General features: G+C 41.2%; 21 protein-coding genes and 1 pseudogene. 7 read left to right on the forward strand and 15 right to left on the reverse strand.

Annotation, left to right across the window (positions count from 1 at the left end; genetic code table 11):
• Window positions 1-551: 551 nt before the first annotated feature.
• Window positions 552-836 (reverse strand): hypothetical protein, encoded by a 285-nt coding sequence (locus tag FD723_RS13060; protein ID WP_179065708.1) that lies wholly within the window; start codon window positions 834-836, stop codon window positions 552-554.
• Between the two features lie 359 nt (window positions 837-1,195).
• On the opposite strand from FD723_RS13060, the gene FD723_RS13065 reads away from it, so the two are divergent.
• Complete coding sequence (locus tag FD723_RS13065) at window positions 1,196-2,347, forward strand: alanine--glyoxylate aminotransferase family protein (RefSeq protein ID WP_179065709.1); 1,152 nt, start codon at window positions 1,196-1,198, stop codon at window positions 2,345-2,347.
• 365 nt (window positions 2,348-2,712) lie between these two features.
• On the opposite strand, the gene FD723_RS13070 is transcribed toward FD723_RS13065, so the two are convergent.
• From FD723_RS13070 to FD723_RS13095, 6 genes are all read right to left on the reverse strand, one after another.
• Window positions 2,713-2,940 (reverse strand): DUF2949 domain-containing protein, encoded by a 228-nt coding sequence (locus tag FD723_RS13070; RefSeq protein ID WP_179065710.1) that lies wholly within the window; start codon window positions 2,938-2,940, stop codon window positions 2,713-2,715.
• Between the two features lie 482 nt (window positions 2,941-3,422).
• Complete coding sequence (locus FD723_RS13075) at window positions 3,423-3,929, reverse strand: DUF192 domain-containing protein (protein ID WP_179065711.1); 507 nt, start codon at window positions 3,927-3,929, stop codon at window positions 3,423-3,425.
• A 105-nt stretch (window positions 3,930-4,034) separates the two neighbouring features.
• A complete protein-coding gene (nblR, locus tag FD723_RS13080; protein WP_179065712.1) occupies window positions 4,035-4,721 on the reverse strand; it encodes a response regulator transcription factor NblR in 687 nt (228 codons plus the stop codon).
• 420 nt (window positions 4,722-5,141) lie between these two features.
• Entirely contained in the window at window positions 5,142-6,059 is a 918-nt protein-coding gene (locus tag FD723_RS13085) for an NAD(+) kinase (protein WP_179065713.1), read from the reverse strand.
• Window positions 6,060-6,190: 131 nt separating this feature from the next.
• On the reverse strand, window positions 6,191-7,189 hold the full coding sequence (locus FD723_RS13090; RefSeq protein WP_179065714.1) for an SDR family oxidoreductase: 999 nt from the start codon (window positions 7,187-7,189) through the stop codon (window positions 6,191-6,193).
• 228 nt (window positions 7,190-7,417) lie between these two features.
• On the reverse strand, window positions 7,418-7,522 hold the full coding sequence (locus FD723_RS13095) for a PetM family cytochrome b6-f complex subunit 7 (protein ID WP_179065715.1): 105 nt from the start codon (window positions 7,520-7,522) through the stop codon (window positions 7,418-7,420).
• A 205-nt stretch (window positions 7,523-7,727) separates the two neighbouring features.
• Between FD723_RS13095 and pdxA the strand changes: the two genes are divergently transcribed.
• The gene (gene pdxA, locus FD723_RS13100) at window positions 7,728-8,831 is read left to right on the forward strand and encodes a 4-hydroxythreonine-4-phosphate dehydrogenase PdxA (RefSeq protein WP_179065716.1); all 1,104 of its coding nucleotides are present in this window, start codon (window positions 7,728-7,730) and stop codon (window positions 8,829-8,831) included.
• A 300-nt stretch (window positions 8,832-9,131) separates the two neighbouring features.
• Here the strand turns inward: pdxA and FD723_RS13105 are convergent, their stop codons facing one another.
• Window positions 9,132-9,851, reverse strand: coding sequence for a response regulator transcription factor (locus FD723_RS13105; RefSeq protein WP_179065717.1), 720 nt, complete (start codon window positions 9,849-9,851; stop codon window positions 9,132-9,134).
• Window position 9,852: 1 nt separating this feature from the next.
• Here FD723_RS13105 and FD723_RS13110 point away from each other — a divergent pair, with 1 nt between their 5' ends.
• From FD723_RS13110 to FD723_RS13120, 3 genes and pseudogenes are all read left to right on the forward strand, one after another.
• Window positions 9,853-10,056: a hypothetical protein gene (locus FD723_RS13110; protein ID WP_179065718.1), complete on the forward strand. Its 204-nt coding sequence runs from the start codon at window positions 9,853-9,855 to the stop codon at window positions 10,054-10,056.
• Window positions 10,057-10,633: 577 nt separating this feature from the next.
• On the forward strand, window positions 10,634-12,997 hold the full coding sequence (locus FD723_RS13115) for an NACHT domain-containing NTPase (RefSeq protein ID WP_179065719.1): 2,364 nt from the start codon (window positions 10,634-10,636) through the stop codon (window positions 12,995-12,997).
• Window positions 12,998-13,190: 193 nt separating this feature from the next.
• Window positions 13,191-13,637, forward strand: a pseudogene (locus FD723_RS13120) (rhodanese-like domain-containing protein); the annotation flags it as partial.
• A 639-nt stretch (window positions 13,638-14,276) separates the two neighbouring features.
• Here the strand turns inward: FD723_RS13120 and FD723_RS13125 are convergent.
• The 6 genes from FD723_RS13125 to trpB all read right to left on the reverse strand — a co-directional run bounded on the left by FD723_RS13125 (window position 14,277) and on the right by trpB (window position 19,132).
• Window positions 14,277-14,906, reverse strand: a complete 630-nt coding sequence (locus tag FD723_RS13125; protein ID WP_179065721.1) for a ribonuclease D — start codon at window positions 14,904-14,906, stop codon at window positions 14,277-14,279.
• Window positions 14,907-14,995: 89 nt separating this feature from the next.
• On the reverse strand, window positions 14,996-15,544 hold the full coding sequence (locus tag FD723_RS13130) for a CAP domain-containing protein (protein WP_179065722.1): 549 nt from the start codon (window positions 15,542-15,544) through the stop codon (window positions 14,996-14,998).
• Window positions 15,545-15,837: 293 nt separating this feature from the next.
• The gene (locus FD723_RS13135; protein ID WP_179065723.1) at window positions 15,838-16,236 is read right to left on the reverse strand and encodes a CAP domain-containing protein; all 399 of its coding nucleotides are present in this window, start codon (window positions 16,234-16,236) and stop codon (window positions 15,838-15,840) included.
• Window positions 16,237-16,244: 8 nt separating this feature from the next.
• Window positions 16,245-16,532, reverse strand: coding sequence for a hypothetical protein (locus tag FD723_RS13140; protein WP_179065724.1), 288 nt, complete (start codon window positions 16,530-16,532; stop codon window positions 16,245-16,247).
• 174 nt (window positions 16,533-16,706) lie between these two features.
• Window positions 16,707-17,864: a class I SAM-dependent methyltransferase gene (locus FD723_RS13145; protein WP_179065725.1), complete on the reverse strand. Its 1,158-nt coding sequence runs from the start codon at window positions 17,862-17,864 to the stop codon at window positions 16,707-16,709.
• Between the two features lie 32 nt (window positions 17,865-17,896).
• Window positions 17,897-19,132, reverse strand: coding sequence for a tryptophan synthase subunit beta (gene trpB, locus FD723_RS13150; protein ID WP_179065726.1), 1,236 nt, complete (start codon window positions 19,130-19,132; stop codon window positions 17,897-17,899).
• 201 nt (window positions 19,133-19,333) lie between these two features.
• On the opposite strand from trpB, the gene FD723_RS13155 reads away from it, so the two are divergent.
• Together FD723_RS13155 and FD723_RS13160 are read left to right on the forward strand one after the other, a co-directional pair.
• On the forward strand, window positions 19,334-19,681 hold the full coding sequence (locus tag FD723_RS13155; protein WP_179065727.1) for a translation initiation factor: 348 nt from the start codon (window positions 19,334-19,336) through the stop codon (window positions 19,679-19,681).
• A gap of 141 nt (window positions 19,682-19,822) precedes the next feature.
• Window positions 19,823-19,981: a YqaE/Pmp3 family membrane protein gene (locus FD723_RS13160; protein ID WP_179065728.1), complete on the forward strand. Its 159-nt coding sequence runs from the start codon at window positions 19,823-19,825 to the stop codon at window positions 19,979-19,981.
• 315 nt (window positions 19,982-20,296) lie between these two features.
• Here the strand turns inward: FD723_RS13160 and FD723_RS13165 are convergent, their stop codons facing one another.
• Complete coding sequence (locus tag FD723_RS13165) at window positions 20,297-20,965, reverse strand: carbonic anhydrase (protein ID WP_179065729.1); 669 nt, start codon at window positions 20,963-20,965, stop codon at window positions 20,297-20,299.
• Window positions 20,966-21,205: the final 240 nt, after the last annotated feature.

Consider the following 21,205-nt stretch of genomic DNA (forward strand, 5'->3'; position numbering starts at 1 on the left):
CTTATACCAACTCACTTGTTTGATGCAACATTTGAAATCTGCAACACTCCCTGAGGAGAGAGTATTACGGGGATAACTTGTGACAAACATCTGGTGAAATGGTATCACTCCTTGCACTAACTAAGAATATCTCTTTTGCAAGAATACCGGGGATCTAGTGAGTGACAGTTTATAAACTGAACACTAGTTAAAAACGACTCACCATGAATAGTAACTAAAAAGACCAAGCATAATTGTAGCAATTTTGTAAGTATAGTATAAAAACTTATAGTTTCTTCGCGTAGACGTAGCTCAACCTCAGGCATCGCCTACCGCTCAGTGCTGTATTAAAATGTGCAGCAATTGGTAGCATAAATATCTCAACTTCGGCGGCAAATGAATCGCCATCAAATCAGCCAAAGAAGTCTTGGATATTAGCATCGAAGTCATTTTGACTGAAATAAATCATCACCTCCTCTTATATATGGAGGTATTCTTTAGAGAATGGCAAGCAAGGAAAAAATTTCAGACCCAAGTAGATTGAAAAATTTGGGTTGGGTATCTTCTATCTCTTAGCAAACGGTGACATCCAAGTATTCCGCATAGTGTAGGCGGTTACTTCCTTCGTGGAAGCAAAACATAGCTTTCTCACCGACGATTTCCGCGATATTCAAAAAGATTTTGCGTGTTTCTATAGCAGTTCTCTTTTGGATGCAACATACAGTAAGGGCATAAGCAATGCCCATTGGTGTCAACTTAAGCTGAAACTCCTTTAAAACCTCGTTTCCAGCCGGAGGCTGGAAATGCAACTCAAAAGCGGCTCTGCCGCCGAGAGGCGGAGCCTCAAAGACGAGCATTCCCAGTCGGAGACTGGGAACGAGGGAATCTAAAAGCTAGTTCTAGACTTGCTTTCACGTTAAGTTGACACCAATAAGCAATGCAGTGCCCCTACGAGGAGACACCTTAATCTGGCGTCTAGGTGTGTGGTAAAATTGCCTGGAACAGAAGTTTTATCGGAGTTAGAGTCTGGTATAAATTGCAAACGTCAAGCTTGCCGATTGTTAACTCCCACGATACTTTTCCTATGAATTTGGAAAATATACAACAAGACTGGTGAGAAACTGAGTGTAATTTGTAGATAAATATCTAAAATTTGCCATCAGACTTAACCAACTTCCCACAATTTTGACTTTTATTTGACTTTTAGGATAGACACATGAATGATAAGCTGATGCTGATGATTCCAGGCCCTACCCCAGTGCCCGAAGCTGCCTTACTGGCATTAGCCAAGCATCCAATTGGACACCGTACTAGTGAATTTAGCAATATATTGGCAGAGGTGACAGAAAACCTCAAGTGGCTGCACCAAACTCAAAATGATGTGCTGACGCTGAATGTCAGTGGTACGGGTGCTGTAGAAGCCGGAATAATTAATTTTCTCTCTCCAGGCGATCGCATCTTAGTTGGCTCTAATGGTAAATTTGGTGAACGCTGGGTAGAAGTTGGTCAAGCCTACGGTTTGAATGTAGAAGAAGTTAAGGTGGAATGGGGAAAACCCTTAGACCCCGCAGTATTTGCCGAAAAACTCCAAGCAGATACCCAAAAGCAAATAAAAGCCGTAATCATTACCCACAGCGAAACCTCAACGGGTGTGTTGAATGACCTAGAAACCATCAACCGCCACGTTAAAGAACACGGTGAAGCTTTAATTATCGTTGATGCTGTAACTAGCTTGGGTGCGTTCAACCTACCTGTGGATGCTTGGGGTTTGGATATCGTCGCTTCCGGTTCCCAAAAAGGTTATATGATTCCGCCAGGGTTGGGTTTTGTTTCAGTCAGTCCCAAAGCTTGGGAAGCTTACAAAAGTGCAAAGCTACCAAAATATTATTTGGACTTAGGCAAATATCGCAAAGCCACAGCCAAAAATACAACCCCATTTACTCCCCCTGTGAACTTGATTGTAGCGTTACACACCACGCTGCGAATCATGAAAGAAGAAGGCTTGGAATCAATATTTGCTCGTCATGAACGGCTGAAAAATGCTACCCGCGCCGCCATTCAAGGATTAAATTTACCCTTGTTTGCAGCAGATAGTTATGCTAGTCCGGCGATTACAGCTGTAGCACCACAGGGAATTGAACCAGATAAGATTCGGTCATTTATCAAAAAACGCTTTGATATTGCCTTAGCTGGTGGTCAAGACCACTTGAGTAATAAAATTTTCCGTATTGGTCACTTGGGTTTTGTGAGCGATCGCGATATCCTTAGCTGTATAGCATCCTTAGAAGTTACCCTCTCAGAACTTGGCTATGAAGACTTCACCCCTGGTTCTGGTGTAGCAGCAGCACTTAGAGTGTTTACAAAATAGTCATTGGTCATTTGCAAAGAACAAATCAAAAGAGCGGGTTAATAATTTAACTCGCTCTTTTGACTTGTATATAAATGAGTAGAAATCGCCAGAATCAAGAGGCTATATATCAACACCTCAATTATCCTCAATGACACCAAGTTGCCCTAGATAGTATTTATTTCTTATAAAGAAATTCGCACAGTGTGTTCAACACCAAACAAGACTAATCTTTGGCAACTTAGTATCACACCAAATTGGTATAAATAGTATTGTTTAAGATTCCGGTAACAGACATTTAGTAGAAACTTATAATCCAAAATCCAAAATCTAAGTTACGCTCAAAGCGCAGCAAAGGTACAACCTAAATCCAAAATTGGTATGACCTATGCCGTCTCCAGCCAATCATAAATTTGTTCTAATTGGTCTAAAGTAATCAACCCATACTGCCAAAGAATCATTGCCAAAGGGCCTGGGTCTTGCTCCCGGTGCCGAAGTGCCACTGCTAGTGATGCTGTGGAAATTGCCAAATCTTCTTGCAAAAAATGAATCAGTCGAGAATATTTTGATGGTGACATTTGTATCTCACCTCCTTGTGCAGAATGTATTGTCATATATCAGTTCACCATTGCTCGGTAGACAGTAGCCAGTATTTCATCTGTCACTGTGCCGTCATCGGCCATACACCCCAGCACAGCTTTTTTTTGATCTGCCTTTAAGATAGGCTTCTCATAGAGGGTTTAAGAAATTCTCAAGCAGTATTTTTACTTAATTCAATTGGCTTCATCTTGTTTACTTTTGCGCTTTATTTAATTACACAGGTAGTAACAAAGATTCCATAGCCTATACTCTCTTATTGGCGACTATTTGCACTTACGCCCAAGGGAATATTTTTGCAACCCAACCTTAAGACTACGATTTTAGGTTGGAGACAGTAGAATTTTACATTATTACCACAGTTTTTAAATAGTAGCGTTACAAGTGACTGTTTTACCACATCAAGTGACATTTTTTACAGAAAAAACATATATTTCGACCGTATAGGTTCTTAACCGGGTAATTACTCAAATTTTTATACCCGCAAAGTACCGGAGGCTCAAAACTCAAATTTGATAGTATCACCTACTTTTAACTTCAATTCGGCAGCTCTTCCAGAGCGAAGTTCAATCACCTTATCGACTAGTGTCCTGGGGCCGTAAGTAGGACAAGGATCACTTGTACAAGGAGGTGTAGCAGCCTGAATATATTTAACTACACCCTTATGTAGAAATACTATATCCAATGGCATAGGTGTATTCTTCATCCAGAAACTAACTGGTTGTGCTGAAGGGAAGGGAAATAGCATTCCCCGGTCATCTGGCAAAGCTGGTCGATACATCAAACCCATCTCTTGCTGTTCTGGTGTCTGTGCTACCTCTAATTTAATTGTTGTGCCATTAGGAACAATGGCTTTAGCAGTAATTGGTAGTGTTTGACCTAAACTCGCTGCTGCTGGAGTTTGAGAAGCAGAGGCGGGGCTGGGAGGTTTAGCTGTTGTTGGGGCGGAACAGCCCATCAGAAAAAGACTCAGCAACATCGAAAGCAAACTTAGCCAACGAGTCATATAGTTTTTTGATTTTGTAATTTAGACTTCAATTTTACAGTGTTGTAGGCAGAAAAACCCCTTGGCTGGGAGGCAATGAAGTAGCTAGACTTCCGCTACAGTATACTAGGATTCTCTTAAAACGTACCCGACGCCGCGCACTGTTTGAATAAGGCGCTTTTGACCTTCATCTTCGATTTTTAGCCGCAAGTAACGGATGTACACTTCAATTACATTCGACTCACCCAGAAAGTCGTAACCCCAAACATTCTCTAAAATTTGTTCGCGGGTTAACACTTCACGGGGATGTTCCATTAAGAATTTTAATAGTTCAAATTCCTTCATTGTCAAGTCAATTGGTCGTCCGTTGTGTATGGCGCGACGAGTTGCTATGTCTAAAATTAAATCCCCAAAGCGTAATTGCTCGGTGGTATCCACATCGGGTTTTAAGTAGAGGCGAATCAACTTCAAAAAGTCTTCTGAGCGGTAAGGCTTGAGAATGTAATCATCCGCTCCAGCTTCTAGACAAGCTACCCGATCGTCAACTGTATCCCTTGCCATTAAAATCAATACAGGCGATCGCATACCAGTGCTTCTGAGATTTTTGCACAATGAGAGTCCTGATTCTCCTGCTAGCATTCGGTCTAAAACAATTAAAGCAGGCTGGCGATCGCGACAGTGTTGTAAACCACTCGCTGCATCATGAGCCACAATTGATTCATAGCCGGCTTCTTGCAAATCGCAAGCAAGCTGATTTGCAAGGCTCTCATCGGTTTCAATCACCAAAACAGAGGGACTTTGAGCAACTGTCATAACAATTTGGGATATTGGATTTGGGATTGTAAAGATATTCCAGTGAAAATCTTTACATCAGTTATAAAGTGCAAATACGAGTTTTTCGTGATGGAACAATCTGATTTGAAACGCAGCTAAGAATCTTTTAGCACGTTCAGGTATCACCCATCGAATTCTTGGATGCAATCTTAATAACTAGGGGATTGGGGATTGGATACTAGTACCGCAAGGCGGAATTAAAAATTAAAAATTAAAAATTAAAAATGAATACAGCGTAAGCATTTCATTGATTTGAAATGGGTGGTTTATTTACGCCGTGTTGTACTAGGTACTAGGGATTGGGTATTGGAATTAAGGGAGAGATAGATAAGTGACAGAGAATAATCTTTACCCTGTAGCCTGTTTCCCAGTCCCCAGTCCCCAATCCCCACCCAATCCCTACGGCAACTCTACCGAAGTTGGTTTGGCGATATGTGGCAAGCCCCAACCTAATTTTTCTCGCAAAATTCGGAAAAACTCAGGCGGTTGCAGGCGAATAAATCGGGCACTATATTGCGATCGCTCCATATATACCCGATCTTCTGGTAGGATGTAACACCCACCATTGCCATCTACCACCATCACTAGCCGAGGGATATTGACTGGGTAGATATTGACCGATTCACTATCTGGAAATACCAATGCTCTAGAAGCTAGGGAATGGGGACAAATAGGTACTAGCTGCAAAACAGGTACACCAGGAGTCACCACTGGGCCACCAGCACTTAATGAGTAAGCTGTAGAACCAGTAGGTGTAGAAACAATCACACCATCCGCAGCAATATCTACTGGCGCATGGCGTCCTATGGCAATTTCAAAATGGCACATAGAGGTCAAAGGTTCCCGATGCAGCACCATTTCATTTAAGCAGAGAGCTTCCCACAGTACTGAGTCTCCCCGAAACACTTTGACGGTGAGCATAGCTCGTTCTTCAATTTCATACTCACCTGCGATCGCCTGTTCTAGTGCTTGGGGCAATTGATTCAGGAAAGTTTCGGTCAAAAATCCCATGTGGCCGGTATTCACTGTTAGTAGTGGAATACCACAGGGAGCTACCTGACGAGACGCTGCTAAAACAGTGCCGTCTCCCCCTAATACCACTGCAAACTTCATATCTGAGTCAAAACCAGGGGGCGTTAGACCGTCAATGGGGGTGTGGCATACAGGACTTTCCGGGTTAGGGTAGCCCAATATCCCACCGATACTCGATGTGATACATACATTCCAACCGGCTGCGGTTAGCTTGTCTTTCAACTCGATAGCGACACGGCCCGCTATCGGTTTAACGTCATTGTAGATAATGCCTGCTTTCGGCACACTCAAATATCCAAGTTTAGGCGATGCTTTGTATTATGTAATCCTTACACATTTTTGGTCATGTAGTCATTAATCTAGAGTCAAATATCTAGAGTCTAGAATTTTACGACTAAATGTCTGTTTCGTAATGATTATTGGCTATTGGCTTTTGAAGACTGTTTAAAAGGAGTTTTTTTAGGTTTCTGCTTTTTATTTTTATTTTTCTGGTAGTCTACCTCTTTGAGCTTCTTCATGATTCGGCTGAAGTACTCTTGTAGATAGCTTTCTAGGGTTGTGGTTTGTTGCTGATCTAAACCAAACACTGTGTAAACTTCATCCATTGCAGCATTTAACTGTTTCCCACTAGCCAATACTTCTGTAAATGCTAGCCTGTCTGCTACATTCCATCCCCACTGGAAGAATCGCATTATACCCCGCACAGCACGCAGCAAGTTTATTGGCATCCGCGTTACTCTGGCATCTTTTCCAGATAAGCGTTCGCACAGGTTGATGATTTCTTCTGCACTCCATGCACGAGTCCCGACTACAGGAAAAGTTTGGTTTTCCGTTTCTGGTACACTCAATGCTCGGATTGCAAACTTAGCAATATCCTGAGTATCCATATAGGCGATGGGTGAAGAATTACCTGTTACCCAAACTGGCTGTCCTTCTAAAATGGGAATCCCGTACTGACCGATTAACCCTTGCATAAACCCAGCTAGTCGCAAGATAGTATAATTTAAGCCTGACTCAGCCAGAAATACTTCTGTACATCGCTTAATTTCCATAAGCGGCACTTCTGGGTATTTATCAGCATCTAAAATTGAAAAGAAGACAAAACGCTCTACACCCGCAGCTTTTGCAGCTTGAATCAATGCTACTTTGCCTTCCCAGTCCACTTGTTTGATACTCAGTGAATCTGTAGGGCGAGATGTTGACGCATCTATAACTTGAGTTACGCCTTCTAATGCTTCCGCTAGGCTTTCGGGGTAACGTAAATTTCCGGGTACGAGTTCTGCACCCCACTCTTTGAGAAAAGCTGCTTTTTTACTGCTGCGGACAAGGCAGCGTACTTTATATCCCTCATCGATAGCACGACGAGCCACTTGTCTTCCTAAGGTGCCAGTGGCACCGACGATTAATAATGTCATGAGGGTTGTAATAAATTTTAATGTTTTATGAAAAGAATGTTATCAGAATAACCTATGCAAACAAAACTTTACATCTTTTCTCAGAAAATCTATTCATTTAGATAGACTCATGAAAAAATAGCTGTCCGGTTAACGGACAAGCTTTTTTCTCATTTCGATGAAAAAGGGAGTAGGGAATGGGGGAGTGGAGTAATAACTCTTAACTCATCACTCTTAACTCAGCACTAATTATTCTTCTCCGCCTTGAATTTTCAGCAACAACGCGCCTAAGCCCCAACCTACGAAAATTAGACTGAAAGATAATAGAGCTGCATTCAAAATTTCGCCGCCCATTGGTGTGATTCTCCTTATGCAAAGTGGTGTGTAAACTAGGTCTACCAGAAGCTTTTCAACAGTTGCTAGGATTAGACCTGTGTAAACAATTTTAAACTAGTTTAGCAAGTAATCCCTACTGGCTTGGGGGGCAATCCCTACTGTTGGAAAAAGGGGAAATGGGGAAATGGGGAAAACTTTATGATAATAATTGTGAAGAAAATTTATGTATCAAGCTAATTTAATAAACTCTGTCAAAGAAAATCGTCCGCGTTTGGTGCTGACGCTGGGAGATCCGGCGGGTATTGGGCCGGAGGTGATTTTGAAAGCTTTAGCAGATCAGGAAATTAGTCAAAAATATGACGTTACAGTGGTGGGTAACAGGGATGTTTTGACACAGAGCTATGGCAAACTGAATTTAACTGAGAATTTAGCACCTTTGGCAAATCCAGATGATTTGTCAGTCCGCGATGTGCAGTTGGATGAGAAGATTCAAGGTGAAATTATCCCAGGAATCGGTAATGCGGCCAGTGGTGCGGCCAGTTTTGCCTATATGGAATATGCGATTGCTCAAACATTGGCTGGTAAATTTGATGCTATTGTCACAGGGCCCATCGCTAAATCTGCTTGGAAAGCCGCAGGATATAATTATCCAGGGCAAACGGAACTTTTGGCACAAAAGTCAGGTGTTGACCGTTTTGGGATGTTATTCGTAGCGCGATCGCCCCATACTGGTTGGACACTCCGCGCAATACTAGCTACCACACATATTCCCCTACGTCAAGTAGCAGATGTCTTGACACCGCAGTTGTTGACACAAAAACTAGATTTGTTGGTGGAGTGTTTGGAACAAGATTTTGGGATAGAAAATGGGAGAATTGCGATCGCCGGGTTAAATCCCCACAGTGGCGAACAGGGACAACTTGGGCATGAAGAACAGGATTGGTTAATTCCCTGGTTAGAGCAAGAGCGGCAAAACCGACCACAATTACAGTTAGATGGGCCAATCCCGCCAGATACGATGTGGGTTAAACCTGGGCAAGCTTGGTATGGAAATTCTTTAGTACAAAATCCTGCTGATGGGTATTTGGCACTTTACCACGACCAAGGCTTAATTCCTGTGAAGCTGATGGCATTTGATCGAGCGGTTAATACTTCTATTGGTCTTCCCTTCGTTCGGACTTCACCAGATCATGGAACAGCCTTTGATATTGCGGATAAGGGAATTGCTGATGCTACGAGTATGAAAGCAGCAATACATTTAGCGGCTGAGTTGGTCAGTCAAAGATTGGCGGTCAATACGGTTCGGTTAAGGCAAGAGACGCGATAAATCGCCGTCTTTACAAGAATCAGTCTTTTGTAGAGACGGCGATTTATCGCGTCTTTGTTATCTAGAGTTTTCTTCTATAGGAGTAGTTAGGTTATGCAGTCAGCGAACACAGAAACTCAATTGAATATCAGGAAATATTCTTCCCCGATAAACTGTGCGACTAGACTTTGGATTAGTCATTGTTATTTTTCTCTATCTACTTATAACTTTAAATACGCTTTTTTATCTCCATTAATAGACAATGCTGCAAATACTCATTAACTACGAATTACGTAGCTTGTTTCTCACCGGAAGCGAGTATTATGAATTAGTAATCTCATCGGGTGCTTCAAACTTGTAACCATAGCCCCGCACAGTTTTAATAAACTCTGGTACGCTGGTATCGACTTCCATTTTCTTACGCAATTGACCAATATGCACATCAACCACCCGTCCATCTCCTATGTAGTCGCAACCCCAGATTTTTTGGATTAATTGTGGGCGACTCCAAGCTTGATTAGGATGACTTGCTAAAAAATGTAAAATATTAAATTCCAGTGCTGTTAAAGCCAGAGGTTTATCATTAAGTGTTACCTCTCGACCCTCTGGATTAATTGCTAACTGCTTGAAAACGATCCGTTGTGTTGGGGAAGGGTTGATGTAGCGTATCCGCCTCAAAAGAGCTTCGACTCTAACTTCAACTTCTGCAAGACTAAATGGTTTAGTCATGAAGTCATCAGCACCCGCGCTTAAGATTTTAATTTTATCAGCCTCATCAGTCCTACTAGTGAGTATCAGCACTAAAACATTAGTACGACTCTGCATCTCTTGGCAGAGGCTATAACCAGTAACATCCGGCAAATTCCAATCCAGAATTACTAAAGCTGGGTTAAATTGCTCAAACAACGATAAAGCAGTCTTACCATCTGCTGCCGACTCTATTTGATATTTCCGACTTAAAAAACGATAGACGAGATTTCGCACGCCGAAGTCATCATCGACAATCAGAATTTTGGGAGTCGTATCGGTAATCATAACCATAATGCTGCCTATTGTGGATTCTGCAATTCGCTGTTATGCCAGTTTGGCTTTATGTGTTTTTGTTGAGAGTGTATTCACGCGCATCTCTGCTGAGTGCGATCGCTACTGTAGTATTTGTGTACAATTAATTTTCCATGAAGTTTATAAAAACTTCAGCCATTGTAATGCTGATAAAATGTATGACTGTTGTATGATTTTTGTATAATCTTGAATTTATTTTGTATAGCTGTAAAGCTTGACACTTAGATTTAAGTATAATCATAAACTATCTCCGTAACCGCAAATAGTCTCAAGACACATCCAAAAGTGACGGTAATTACTACAACTTTAAAAAAGCAACATAATTTTCTGAATAATTAAGTTAAGTTTCTACAAAGGTTGACAAACTAACTTATAGCGGTTCTTGTTCATGTAAGGTACACCCATAGGGGTAATACTCTGCGGTCAGCTGCAACTCATGGAGACGCACTCGCGTTCGCGTCTACGTGAATTGCCCCTACTTGCGATATAATTCGTACCGCATCTGAGTAGGAACCGCTATATCAGCCAATCTGAATTTTCAAGGGATCTGGAAAATCTCTCTCCTAAAAGGGGCTAGGTTTTTCGTGGGCTTTTCCATACAACGTGAAAAGTTAGATCAGTCAATCTAGATTTTCAACTCCTATTTACCTAACTGGAATTTAGCTAGCAAGTATGTTCTCTTGAAGAAAATCTACCCTAGTGTATTTACATATAGCTACCCTCTTAAGCATATACTATAGTACAAATTTCAGCCTGAGACTATGACCAGCCAAGGACTGAGAGCATCACCAGAAGGTATAAGGGCAGCAAAAACAGCTTTAACAGACAAAACTTGGAGTCAGCATAAATTAGCAACAGCTTTAGGCATTACACGTCAACCAGTTTCAAAATTTTTTGCAGGTGAGTCGGTTTCTCGTTCTTGTTTTGTGCAAATTTGCCAACAGCTAGGGTTATCTTGGCAAAAGGTTGCTGGCTTACCTGAAGATGTGGCATTTGAGACAACTCCTAAAACACAATTCAAAAGTGCTGATCTTGATACACTGGTGCGGGAAGTGCGGCAAAAACGCCAAGATAAAATTCAAGACCAGTGCAGTACCTTGCAAATGTTAGATATTGCCCAAACAGTCCAACTGATAGATATTTACACCGATATTAATGTTTTAGAGAAGATCGCTAATCTGCAATGGCGAGAAATTTCTGACCTGTTGAAAGACTTCAAATCTGAATCAAATTTTAATCAACTTGCAGGATACAAGGGTCAGAGAAAATTACCAGGCTTAGAAGTGGTATTGCGGCACTCAAAACTAATGGTGCTGGGTAAACCAGGATCGGGTAAAACCACATTTTTACAATATTTAGCTATTGAGTGTAACAAAGGCAAGTTTCAGCCAAACCGCATTGTAATTTTTATTAGGATGAAAGAATTTGCTGAAGATACTAAAAGTGACAGCCAATTGAATCTATTAAACTACATCATTCAAGAATTTATCAATTGCAGTATTGAACAAGAATCAACCAAAATTCTGCTAACTGAGGGAAAATTGCTGATTTTGCTAGATGGATTAGATGAAGTGCCAGTAGAACAAGCAGATCAATTCACAATAGAAATTCGTAGATTTGCTCAGACTTTTTATAGAAATCAGTTTGTTATTAGTTGTCGTATTGCTGCCCAGAAATACAGATTTCAGGGATTTACTGAAGTTGAAGTGGCAGACTTTGACCAAGAGCAAGTAGAAATTTTTGCCAAAAATTGGTTTGTTGCAGTCGCTTTTAATTCCAGGGAAGATGGGGAAGTCATAGGAAATTTATTTATTAATCAGCTGCATCTCCCAGAAAATCAGCATATCCGAGAATTAGCAGTTACTCCAATACTGCTGCATTGGATTTGCCTAGTGTTCCAAGTAAAAGATGGATTATCCTTAAACCCAACGAAGTTATATGAACAAGCACTGAATATTTTGATGTTCAGATGGGATGAAATTAGAGGTATTAAACGCGATCGCGTTGGTGATAATTTGACTCTAGTCAGTAAAAAGAAGCTACTTTATCAACTTGCGGCTATAACCTTTGAGCATGGAGATTACTTTTTTGAAAAAGAAAAGATTCTGCAACTTATTGCTGAATATCTGGATACTTTCGCCGGAGTTCATTCAGAAGCAACTCAATTGCAGCTAGTTCAAGAAGCAGTTTTGCAAGAGATTGAAGTACAAAATGGTTTATTGGTGCAAAGGGCACAAGAAATTTATTCTTTTTCTCATTTGACCCTGCAAAAGTATTTTACAGCTAGAAAATTTGTTGAATTTCCTCAAGTCCAAACTTGGAATAATCTGGTTAATCATATAACTGAAAAGCGCTGGCAGGAAGTATTTTTATTAACTGTTGGTATGTTGCCAAATTCTGATGAGATTCTACAGATTATGAAGCAAAAAATTGATTTGCTAGTAGCTGAAGACGAAAGATTACAGTATTTTCTAACCTGGCTGCATCAAAAATCTAGTTCCGTATCTACTCAATACAAAGCAGTAGCCGTTCGTGCTTTTTACCTGGTTTGCGTTGAGCAAAGCTCACATCGCGCCTTTGTTTATCCTTCTGGTTATGATCTTGAGTACGCCCTTGTTGGTAACATCGCTTTTGACCCTGACCTTGCTCTTGATGAGTTTCTATTTAGTACTATTGCCTGTATTAACGAACTTGATTTTGCCTTTGAGCATAGCCTCAATGATGCCCTCGATCATGCTCATGCCTTTGCTATTGCCTTTGATGAAACTGTCGATCTGGTTGTTAATCCAAAATTGAAGCAAGTGTTGCAAAAACTTAAAAAACAACTGCCATCTATAGATAGCAATCCAGAGAAGTTTAGGGAATGGTGGCAAGCTAAGGGGAAAGTCTGGGGTGAACAATTAAGAGATATACTGATTAAGTATCGCAATATTGGTTACGATTGGCAATTCGACGAGCAGCAAAAAGAATTACTTCAGCAATATTACGATGTGAATAAATTGTTGGTAGATTGCCTTAATAGTGCTGTTGATGTAACTTCAAGAGTGCGAGAGGAGATTGAGGAGACATTATTATTAGCGATCGCAGATATTGAAAAGGTACGCAATTCCGATACTAATAGCTGAATATTTTGCATTTCCAACTAATATTTTTATTAACCCATTAGGCATCTTCAAGAAGTCGGGGATCTTTTTGTTCGTAACTCTGCACAGATTGCTATATCTGAGAAAAGGGTTAGAGGAGATTCATACCAGCGAAAGAGCAATTAAATATGTCTAGTCGTTAAATTGCTATTAATATCGTCAGCAAGGAACAGTTATGACAAACAATTTAGTAGGCGGCATCATTCCCCCACAGCAACCAATAGCAGCACAATCTGATGCTCATACCCTGAAGAGTCGGCTGGAATGGGGCGAACCAGCTTTTACAATATTGGATGTGCGCGATCGCACCACCTACAACCAAGGCCACATCCTGGGAGCGATACCAACGCCAATAGATGAATTGGTAGAGCGTGCAATATCTTCTTTGGATAAAAGCCGTGATATTTACGTTTACGGCGCTAATGAGCAAGAAACTGCCGAAGCCGCACAACAACTACGTTCTAATGGATTTGGGCATGTCTCTCAACTCAAAGGTGGTCTTGCTGGATGGAAGGAGATTGGTGGCCCAACAGAAGGCATTGTTGAATCAAGAACTCCCCCAGGTGCAGATGATTACAATGTTGTAGCTCGATTACAAAATCACCAAGAAAATCTCCAAAAGGGTGGTACTAGCACCACGGAAGCCATTAAAAAGGGAGTCAGCGACCTCAAGGAAGGTATTCAAGAGGGAGCCAGTAACCTCAAAGAAGGCATTCAAGAAGGAGCTAGTAACCTCAAAGAAGGCATTCAAGAGGGAGCCAGTAACCTCAAGGAAAATCTTGATGAATCTAAAACTTCCAGAGACACTGATGATTCCAACTTTGGCTCTTAGGCAAAAAATATAGCGGTTCCCATTCAGATTGGGTACAACGTTATATCGCAAGGTGTAGGCGCACGGAATGCGCTTTGGTGTCAACTTAACAGGAAAGTAAGTCTAGAACTAGCTTTTAGATTCCCTCGTTCCCAGTCTCTGACTGGGAATGCTTGTCTTTGAGGCTCCGCCTCTCTTTACTGGCGGCAGAGCCACTTTTGAGTTGCATTTCCAGCCGGAGGCTGGAAACGAGGTTTTAAATCAGTTTTAAATTTCTCTTATTGACTTCTTAACTTTGCGCTCTTCTCTGACGAGACGCTGCGCGTAGCTTGCTTCTCCGTAGGAGTATGCGGTTCGTTTTATTAACCCTCAAAATTAATGGGACAGACCACTAGCGTGGATCGACAAGCAATAAGAATTTCTTGTCCCTACTCTCCATTCACTATTTGATCAATGTTCAAACAAATCCTTAAATTGCAACAAATCTAGGGAAACTATCGTTGGCAGGAATTCAAAGCATTCTTGAGCAACTTGCCAACGTTCTTCTCGTTTGAGCATTTCGATTAGCTTCTGTTGCACGCTAAGTAAGTAGCGCACATCATTGGCAGCATAACTTAGTTGAGCTTCAGATAAGCTAGCGGCGTTACCCCAATCAGAACTTTGAGAGCTTTTATCTAGTTCCACTTGTTCTAACTCTTGCACCACATCTTTGAGTCCGTGACGATTTGTGTAAGTACGGGCTAATTTACTAGCAATTTTAGTGCAAAAAACAGGACTAACCTGAATCCCCAGATTAGCTCGCAAAGTAGCCAAGTCAAATCGAGCAAAGTGAAACACTTTTACGACATTGACTGCTTCTAAGAGTTTTTTTAAGTTGGGCGCGTCAGTTTGTCCTTTAGTTATGCGGATTACAGCTACTTTCCCCTCTGGATTGCACAGTTGGACGAGACACAAGCGATCGCGCAGTGGCAATAATCCCATTGTCTCTGTATCAACTGCGATCGCTGTCGATTCTAAATACTGGCTAAGGGCTGCGTCACTGAGGTCGCGATCGCTCACCTGAAAATCTTGTAATGTCATCAATCTTTCAAAAATAATAGCAGTGTCCAGCAAACAAAAGTCTTGTCAGACACTACATTATTATTGTGCAGAAAAATCAAAAATTAAATTTACCTAGTGCGAAAAAACATTTGTGTCAGGTAGACTTCACCTTGATTATTAGTAGCAACGCCGATTCCAGTGAGGTTGTAATTTCCTTTCAGATTCTTTAGATGCCCAGGACTTTTGATCCAACCAGTAACAGCTTCCTCTACAGGGTTGCTATATCCCCGATTGAAAGCAACATTTTCCGCCGCACTGTTGTAGCGAATAGGGATAGCCTTGACTCGTTTTTCAAATCCCTGATGGCTAAATGGGGTTTTACCTTTAGCCATATTTTGACTATGAATTCTTGCCTGTCGAGTTAAATTTGTATTTAAAATCAACTTTGGTAGCCCTTTAGAAGCCCGATATCGATTAATTTGCTCAAATACTGATTTTTCTAGCTCAGTAGTTTTAAAAGTAGGAGTCGATATTGCAACCTGACTAGAAAAAAGCGACAACAGCTTATTACGGGTGGATGTATTCGTAGAAGTATGATTTGGTATCGGAACAGTCGTTAATCCACTAGCAAGGACAAGCGCACTTAAAGCGATGCCAAAAGCAGTTTGTCGGAACATGGAGAATTGCGTAATGTGTAGAGATATAAGACTTATACTTTAGCTCATTGTTCCGACGATCTGCACCACAATACTATTAAGGATTGATGAATTTCGGCAATTTGGCTACATCCTTTACAAGTAACACAAACAATTATTTGTAATTGTGAATACTTTAATAGTCAACTTTATAAAAGGCACGGTTAATTTTGCTGAGAATTTAAGATTTTCAGGAATTAATATGAGATATCTAAATTAGATGTAATTTAGATTAACAGAGAATTTCAGAAAAAACCTCAATTTCGCCAAAACGATCAGCGAAGGAAAATTTGTGTGAAGTAGATTTCGCCTCCACTGTTACTAGCGACACCAATTCCTGTGCGATCGTAATTACCTCTAATATTTGCAAGATGCCCTGGACTTTCAAGCCATCCTTGAACAGCTATTTTGGCAGGATCGCTATATCCCTGATTAAAAGCGACATTTTCACTAGCGGCTCTGTAAGAAGTACCGATTGCGATAATTCGCTGTGAAAATCCCGTATGTCCAAAGGTAACTGCGCCATTAGCCATGTTTTGGCTGTGAATCCTGACTTGATGATCGATCGCAGCATTACGAGTCAGCACTGGTAGCCCTTGAGAAACTCTGTAGCTATTTATTTGGTTGAAAATTGACTGTTCTAGAGCAGCAATATCGATGCTAGATCCTACCATCTGAAAGACTAACTTTGATTGAGGGTTGCCAACTCTTCCTGCAACACGCGTAACACCCTAGCAATATATTCTGCCCGCCACTGTTCCCGTTCCTGAGTTACTGTGGTATCCGGCTCATAAGCTTCAATCTCAGTAGCCGATAAAATCCCTTTAACTTCTAGTAACCTTTCAATTGTGTCCAGCCGCTCATGCAGCACAGATACCTCGCCAGCCAAAGCCATAACGATCGCTAACAATTTATCAGTTTGCGGATTTTCTAAGTAAACAGGTCGTTTACCCTTAGCTATTTTTACCATCCGAATACCAATTCTCCAAAAATAAGACTACACAAAAAAACCGGAAACCCAGAGAAAATCCGACTTCCTAAATTACCAATTACGTTAGCGTAGCAGGGCGTAGCCCATTACGAATTACGAATTACGTTAGCGTAGCGGTAGCGAGGAACGAGCGTCATTACGAATTACGAATTCTTACTTAGTTGCAGCAACTACAAACCAAGTGCCTTGACTGCCTGATTTCCCATTTTTAAACAGTGCATTCGTTACCTTGGCTTTCCACGCTCCATTGGGGACAAATTTCTCGAAGACTTTATCTGGGGCAAAACCAGCCTTAGTAACTAGCGATACCAAATCCAAATCGCGTGCAGCACTCCAGAAGGGTTCGTTGTTGTTAGCGGTTTCCCAATCATAAATAAACTGCGTATAAACATCCATGTGACGATAAAGGGGTGCTTCCACATGGATCATCATGCCGCCAGGAGCCAGTAGACGATAAGATTCTTGCATAACTTTACGGATGGCTGGCGGGGGAATTTCATGCAGCAAAATGTGAGAAACCACTAAATCAAATGATTCATCAGGGAAGTTAGTGTGTTCGGCATTTTGCTGAGAGAAGTGTACCCGTTTTCCCAAAGCTTCGGCTCTTGCATGAGCGTAACGCAGCATAGATGCACCTATATCTATGGCATGGACTTCTGCATCTGGGAAACCATCTACATAAGGTAATGTACTATTACCGACAGAACATCCCATATCGAGGATTTTTCTCGGTCGAAAGTCAGGATGCTCTGATAGTAGGTAGTTTTGAACTATAGATAGCCCCATATCATCGTTCAGGGGCCCTAACCAACCTAGACCATAAACATAAACGCCGCGATCGTAGGTTGCGCCGGCAGTGACATCATCAGCGGTGAATTCACTGTGATATCCTCCGGGCATACAGTGAATATCTACAGCTTTTTGATGAGTAGGTATTTCAAAATTTGAGTCAAGGGTTAAAGTACCCAGTTCATCACCTTTATCTTTGGCGCGCTCAATCAATTCTGGTAGTTGTCTGTCAACGTTGGCATTTACAGCATCCCATAACATTTCCTGGTTGATGCGCTTGAGCGCACTAGTCCAGCGGTAGTAAGGTTCGTGCTGCATTACTTCCCGAATTTCATAACGATTCTGGGGAGGACGCTGATGTTCTTGTTCAAACCTCGGCTTGCCTAGTTTTTCATAAACTACCTTATTCCCAGGAGAGATATTCCTGAAAATGTGCATTTTCAGACTTTGCACAAAGTTTTGGCGTGCTAACTCGTCGTGAGTGGGTTGCGGTAGCATCGCGTGTTTGAATTGTTGATCCATGTATTGCTTTTTTCCCAATATTTTACGTAGATTTACGCTGGATACAATAACTTAGCTACTGTTTGTACATCTTTATCACCGCGTCCAGAGCAGTTAATCACAATCCGAGGACTGCCAGTTAGTTGAGGACAGAGGGTTTCGAGGTAGGCGATCGCATGGGCTGTTTCTAACGCCGGGATAATCCCTTCCAATTTCGATAATCGCTGGAATGCCTCTAAAGCCTCTGCATCCGTCACACTATAGTATTCAGCGCGACCAGTATCTTTTAAATAGCTATGTTCTGGGCCCACACCGGGATAATCTAACCCGGCGCTAATTGAGTGTGCCTCAATGATTTGCCCATCTTCATCTTGCAGCAGGTAGCTCATTGCTCCATGCAATACACCAACTCGTCCTTTTGTCAAGGTTGCTGCGTGTTTTTCAGTATTGACACCTTCTCCGGCTGCCTCAACCCCAATTAATCGTATAGAAGACTCATTAATAAACTCATAAAATAGTCCCATTGCATTGGAACCACCACCCACACAAGCCAACAGAATATCAGGTAATCCACCCCACTTTTCTATTGCTTGGGCGCGAGTTTCTTCGCCAATAACTGCATGGAAATCACGTACCATCATTGGGTAAGGATGTGGCCCTGCGACTGAACCCAGGATGTAGTGAGTACTTTCTACATTTGTCACCCAATCCCGAATTGCTTCAGAAGTAGCATCCTTCAAAGTTCCGGTTCCCGCCTCTACCGGACGCACTTCTGCCCCCATCAGCCGCATTCTGAACACATTTAAAGCTTGACGTTCCATGTCTTGAACGCCCATGTAGATTATGCATTTCAGCCCAAAACGAGCGCAAACTGTGGCTGTCGCAACTCCATGTTGTCCCGCACCCGTTTCGGCAATAATCCGCTGCTTACCCATGCGTTTTGCCAACAATACTTGACCAAGAGCATTATTGATTTTGTGAGCGCCAGTGTGATTTAAATCTTCACGTTTCAAGTAAATTTGTGGCCCTGTGCGATCGGGTCGGGCATAATTAGCAGTCAGGCGTTCAGCAAAATACAATGGTGTCGCACGTCCCACATAGTCCCGTAACAACTGCTGTAGTTCTGCTTGAAAACTAGGGTCATTGCGGTATTGCTGATAAGCTGTTTCTAACTCAGCAAGGGCAGGCATAAGCGTTTCAGGTACATACTTACCGCCAAAGCGTCCAAAGCGACCTAGCGTATCTGGAACCTGAGCAATTGAACTTGGAGATAGAGGAGTGGTAGTCACAGGCTGTTTTTGATGACGGGAATGACTTAATTATTATAGAAAGTCTGGGGCATATCTGGGGAATGGGGAATGGGGCATACCCAATTACTTTGAATCCCCCTGGCAATGGATTTGTGATGTTAGCCTAGAAATTGACATCCCAGCAGAATAGTTACGTAGAAGTTTCCACTGCTTTGAAATTTTTCTTAAACATTCATTTTTATGTCTTCTTCTAATCCCAAATCTTCTGACAAAGGCTTTGTCTACCGCGAATTTGGCAATGACAACTCAGCTGCTACAGAAAGACCAATTCCAGAACTGCCCGCACAACAACAAAATCTTAAAGTACAAGCTTCCCGCAAAGGACGCAAAGGGAAAACCGTCACAGTGGTTAGTGGTTTTCAAGTCAAGCCGGAAACCTTGGCAGATTTGGTGAAGCAGTTGAAAACTCAGTGTGGTACTGGTGGGACAGTTAAAGATAACGAAATTGAAATTCAGGGCGAACACAAGCAGAAAATTGTCGAGATTTTGACCAAGCTAGGTTACAAAGCAAAAATTAGCGGTGGCTAATGTTAAGTGCGGTTTCCCGCATCTTAAGTATGACCTAGATTAACAGAGAGAATGTTATCTTTGAGAGGTACAAGTATGCTTGAAAAGTGGTAAGTTACTTTGCCAGCAAGCTGCTTTTTGTGAGATGAACAGGAGGTTTAAATGGATTTAGTTCGGATTCTGTGTGCCATTTTCCTGCCGCCTTTGGGAGTTTTTTTACAAGTAGGTTTTGGTATAGATTTTTGGATTAACATACTTTTGACGCTTTTTGGTTACATTCCTGGGATTATTCATGCAGTGTGGATAATTGCTAAAAAATAATTCTTTGTAAAAGATAGGTTGAGTGTACCAATATTGGCGTTACTAATTCTGAACAATGTTGGTGTAGAGGCAATTCATAAATTGCCTCTATAAAAAAGGTTATGAGATTAACTATTTTATAATTCAATACGCTTGGGTTAAGAGAACTCCAAGAAATAAATTATCCAATATTGTGGGGTGGGCGAGACGCCCACCCCACAAGAGTTAATTGAATATTAGTTACTACCCAATAAAATATAATATCTAAATAAAAGTTGTAAAAATAGTATTTATCAAGTTTCAAATTTAGGCTTTTTTGTGGCGGTAAATACTGAATTAGCTCTCATTCTTTAACATCGCATACAGTCTGAACTCTAGAAGCAAGGGACAGATGTGCAATTGCCATTGTACAGTTGAGACATTCAAATCTTTGATTAACCCAGTACGTATATCTAGTACCCAGCCGTGAACCATAGGTGCTTTTCGCTGATGGAGTACCTGACGCATGATGGAAGTTTGGTAAAGATTTTTCACTTGCGCCACAACATTGATTTCCGCCAAACGATTCAGACGTTCTTCTCTTGTTGGCAAGGCATCAATTTCTTCTTGTTTTTCTAAATACAGTTCCCGAATCGGATTTACCCAGTTATCAAGAATTCCGATGGTTCTTCCTTCTAAAGCAGCCTTAATTCCTCCACAATCATAGTGACCACAAACGATCACGTGTTCCACTTTCAGATGTAAAATTGCGTATTCTAAAACGGCTAAAAAGTTTATATCCGTTAGAGAAACTTGATTAGCAATATTACGATGTACAAATAATTCTCCTGGTTCTGTACGGGTAAAGCTTGTTAATGCCAGACGACTATCAGAACACCCAATGTATAGAAAAGGTGGTGTTTGTCCGCTAGATAATTCTTCAAAGTAAGTTGGGTCTATAGCTAGTTTCTCGGCAACCCAAGCCTGATTATTTCTGAAGAGTTCATCAATGCTGTTGTATTTCATCTTTCGTCAAATTCGAGAGAGAATCTCATCAATATTTTAACTGATCTACAGTTTTCTTTAAATCAAGATGAACTTTTTCAGAGCTAAAATATTCTCAATATGACAATTGTTTTCTACAGCATTAATATTGTTTTTGTATAAATTGTCAAAAGCTATAGTGGTTATTGCTTGAGTGAGGTGGAATAAACCCACCTCACAATTGAGGAAGTGACTTTTTTTTAATTAAAAATTAAAAGTTAA

Source organism: Nostoc sp. C052 (assembly GCF_013393905.1).
Classification (GTDB): Bacteria; Cyanobacteriota; Cyanobacteriia; order Cyanobacteriales; family Nostocaceae; genus Nostoc.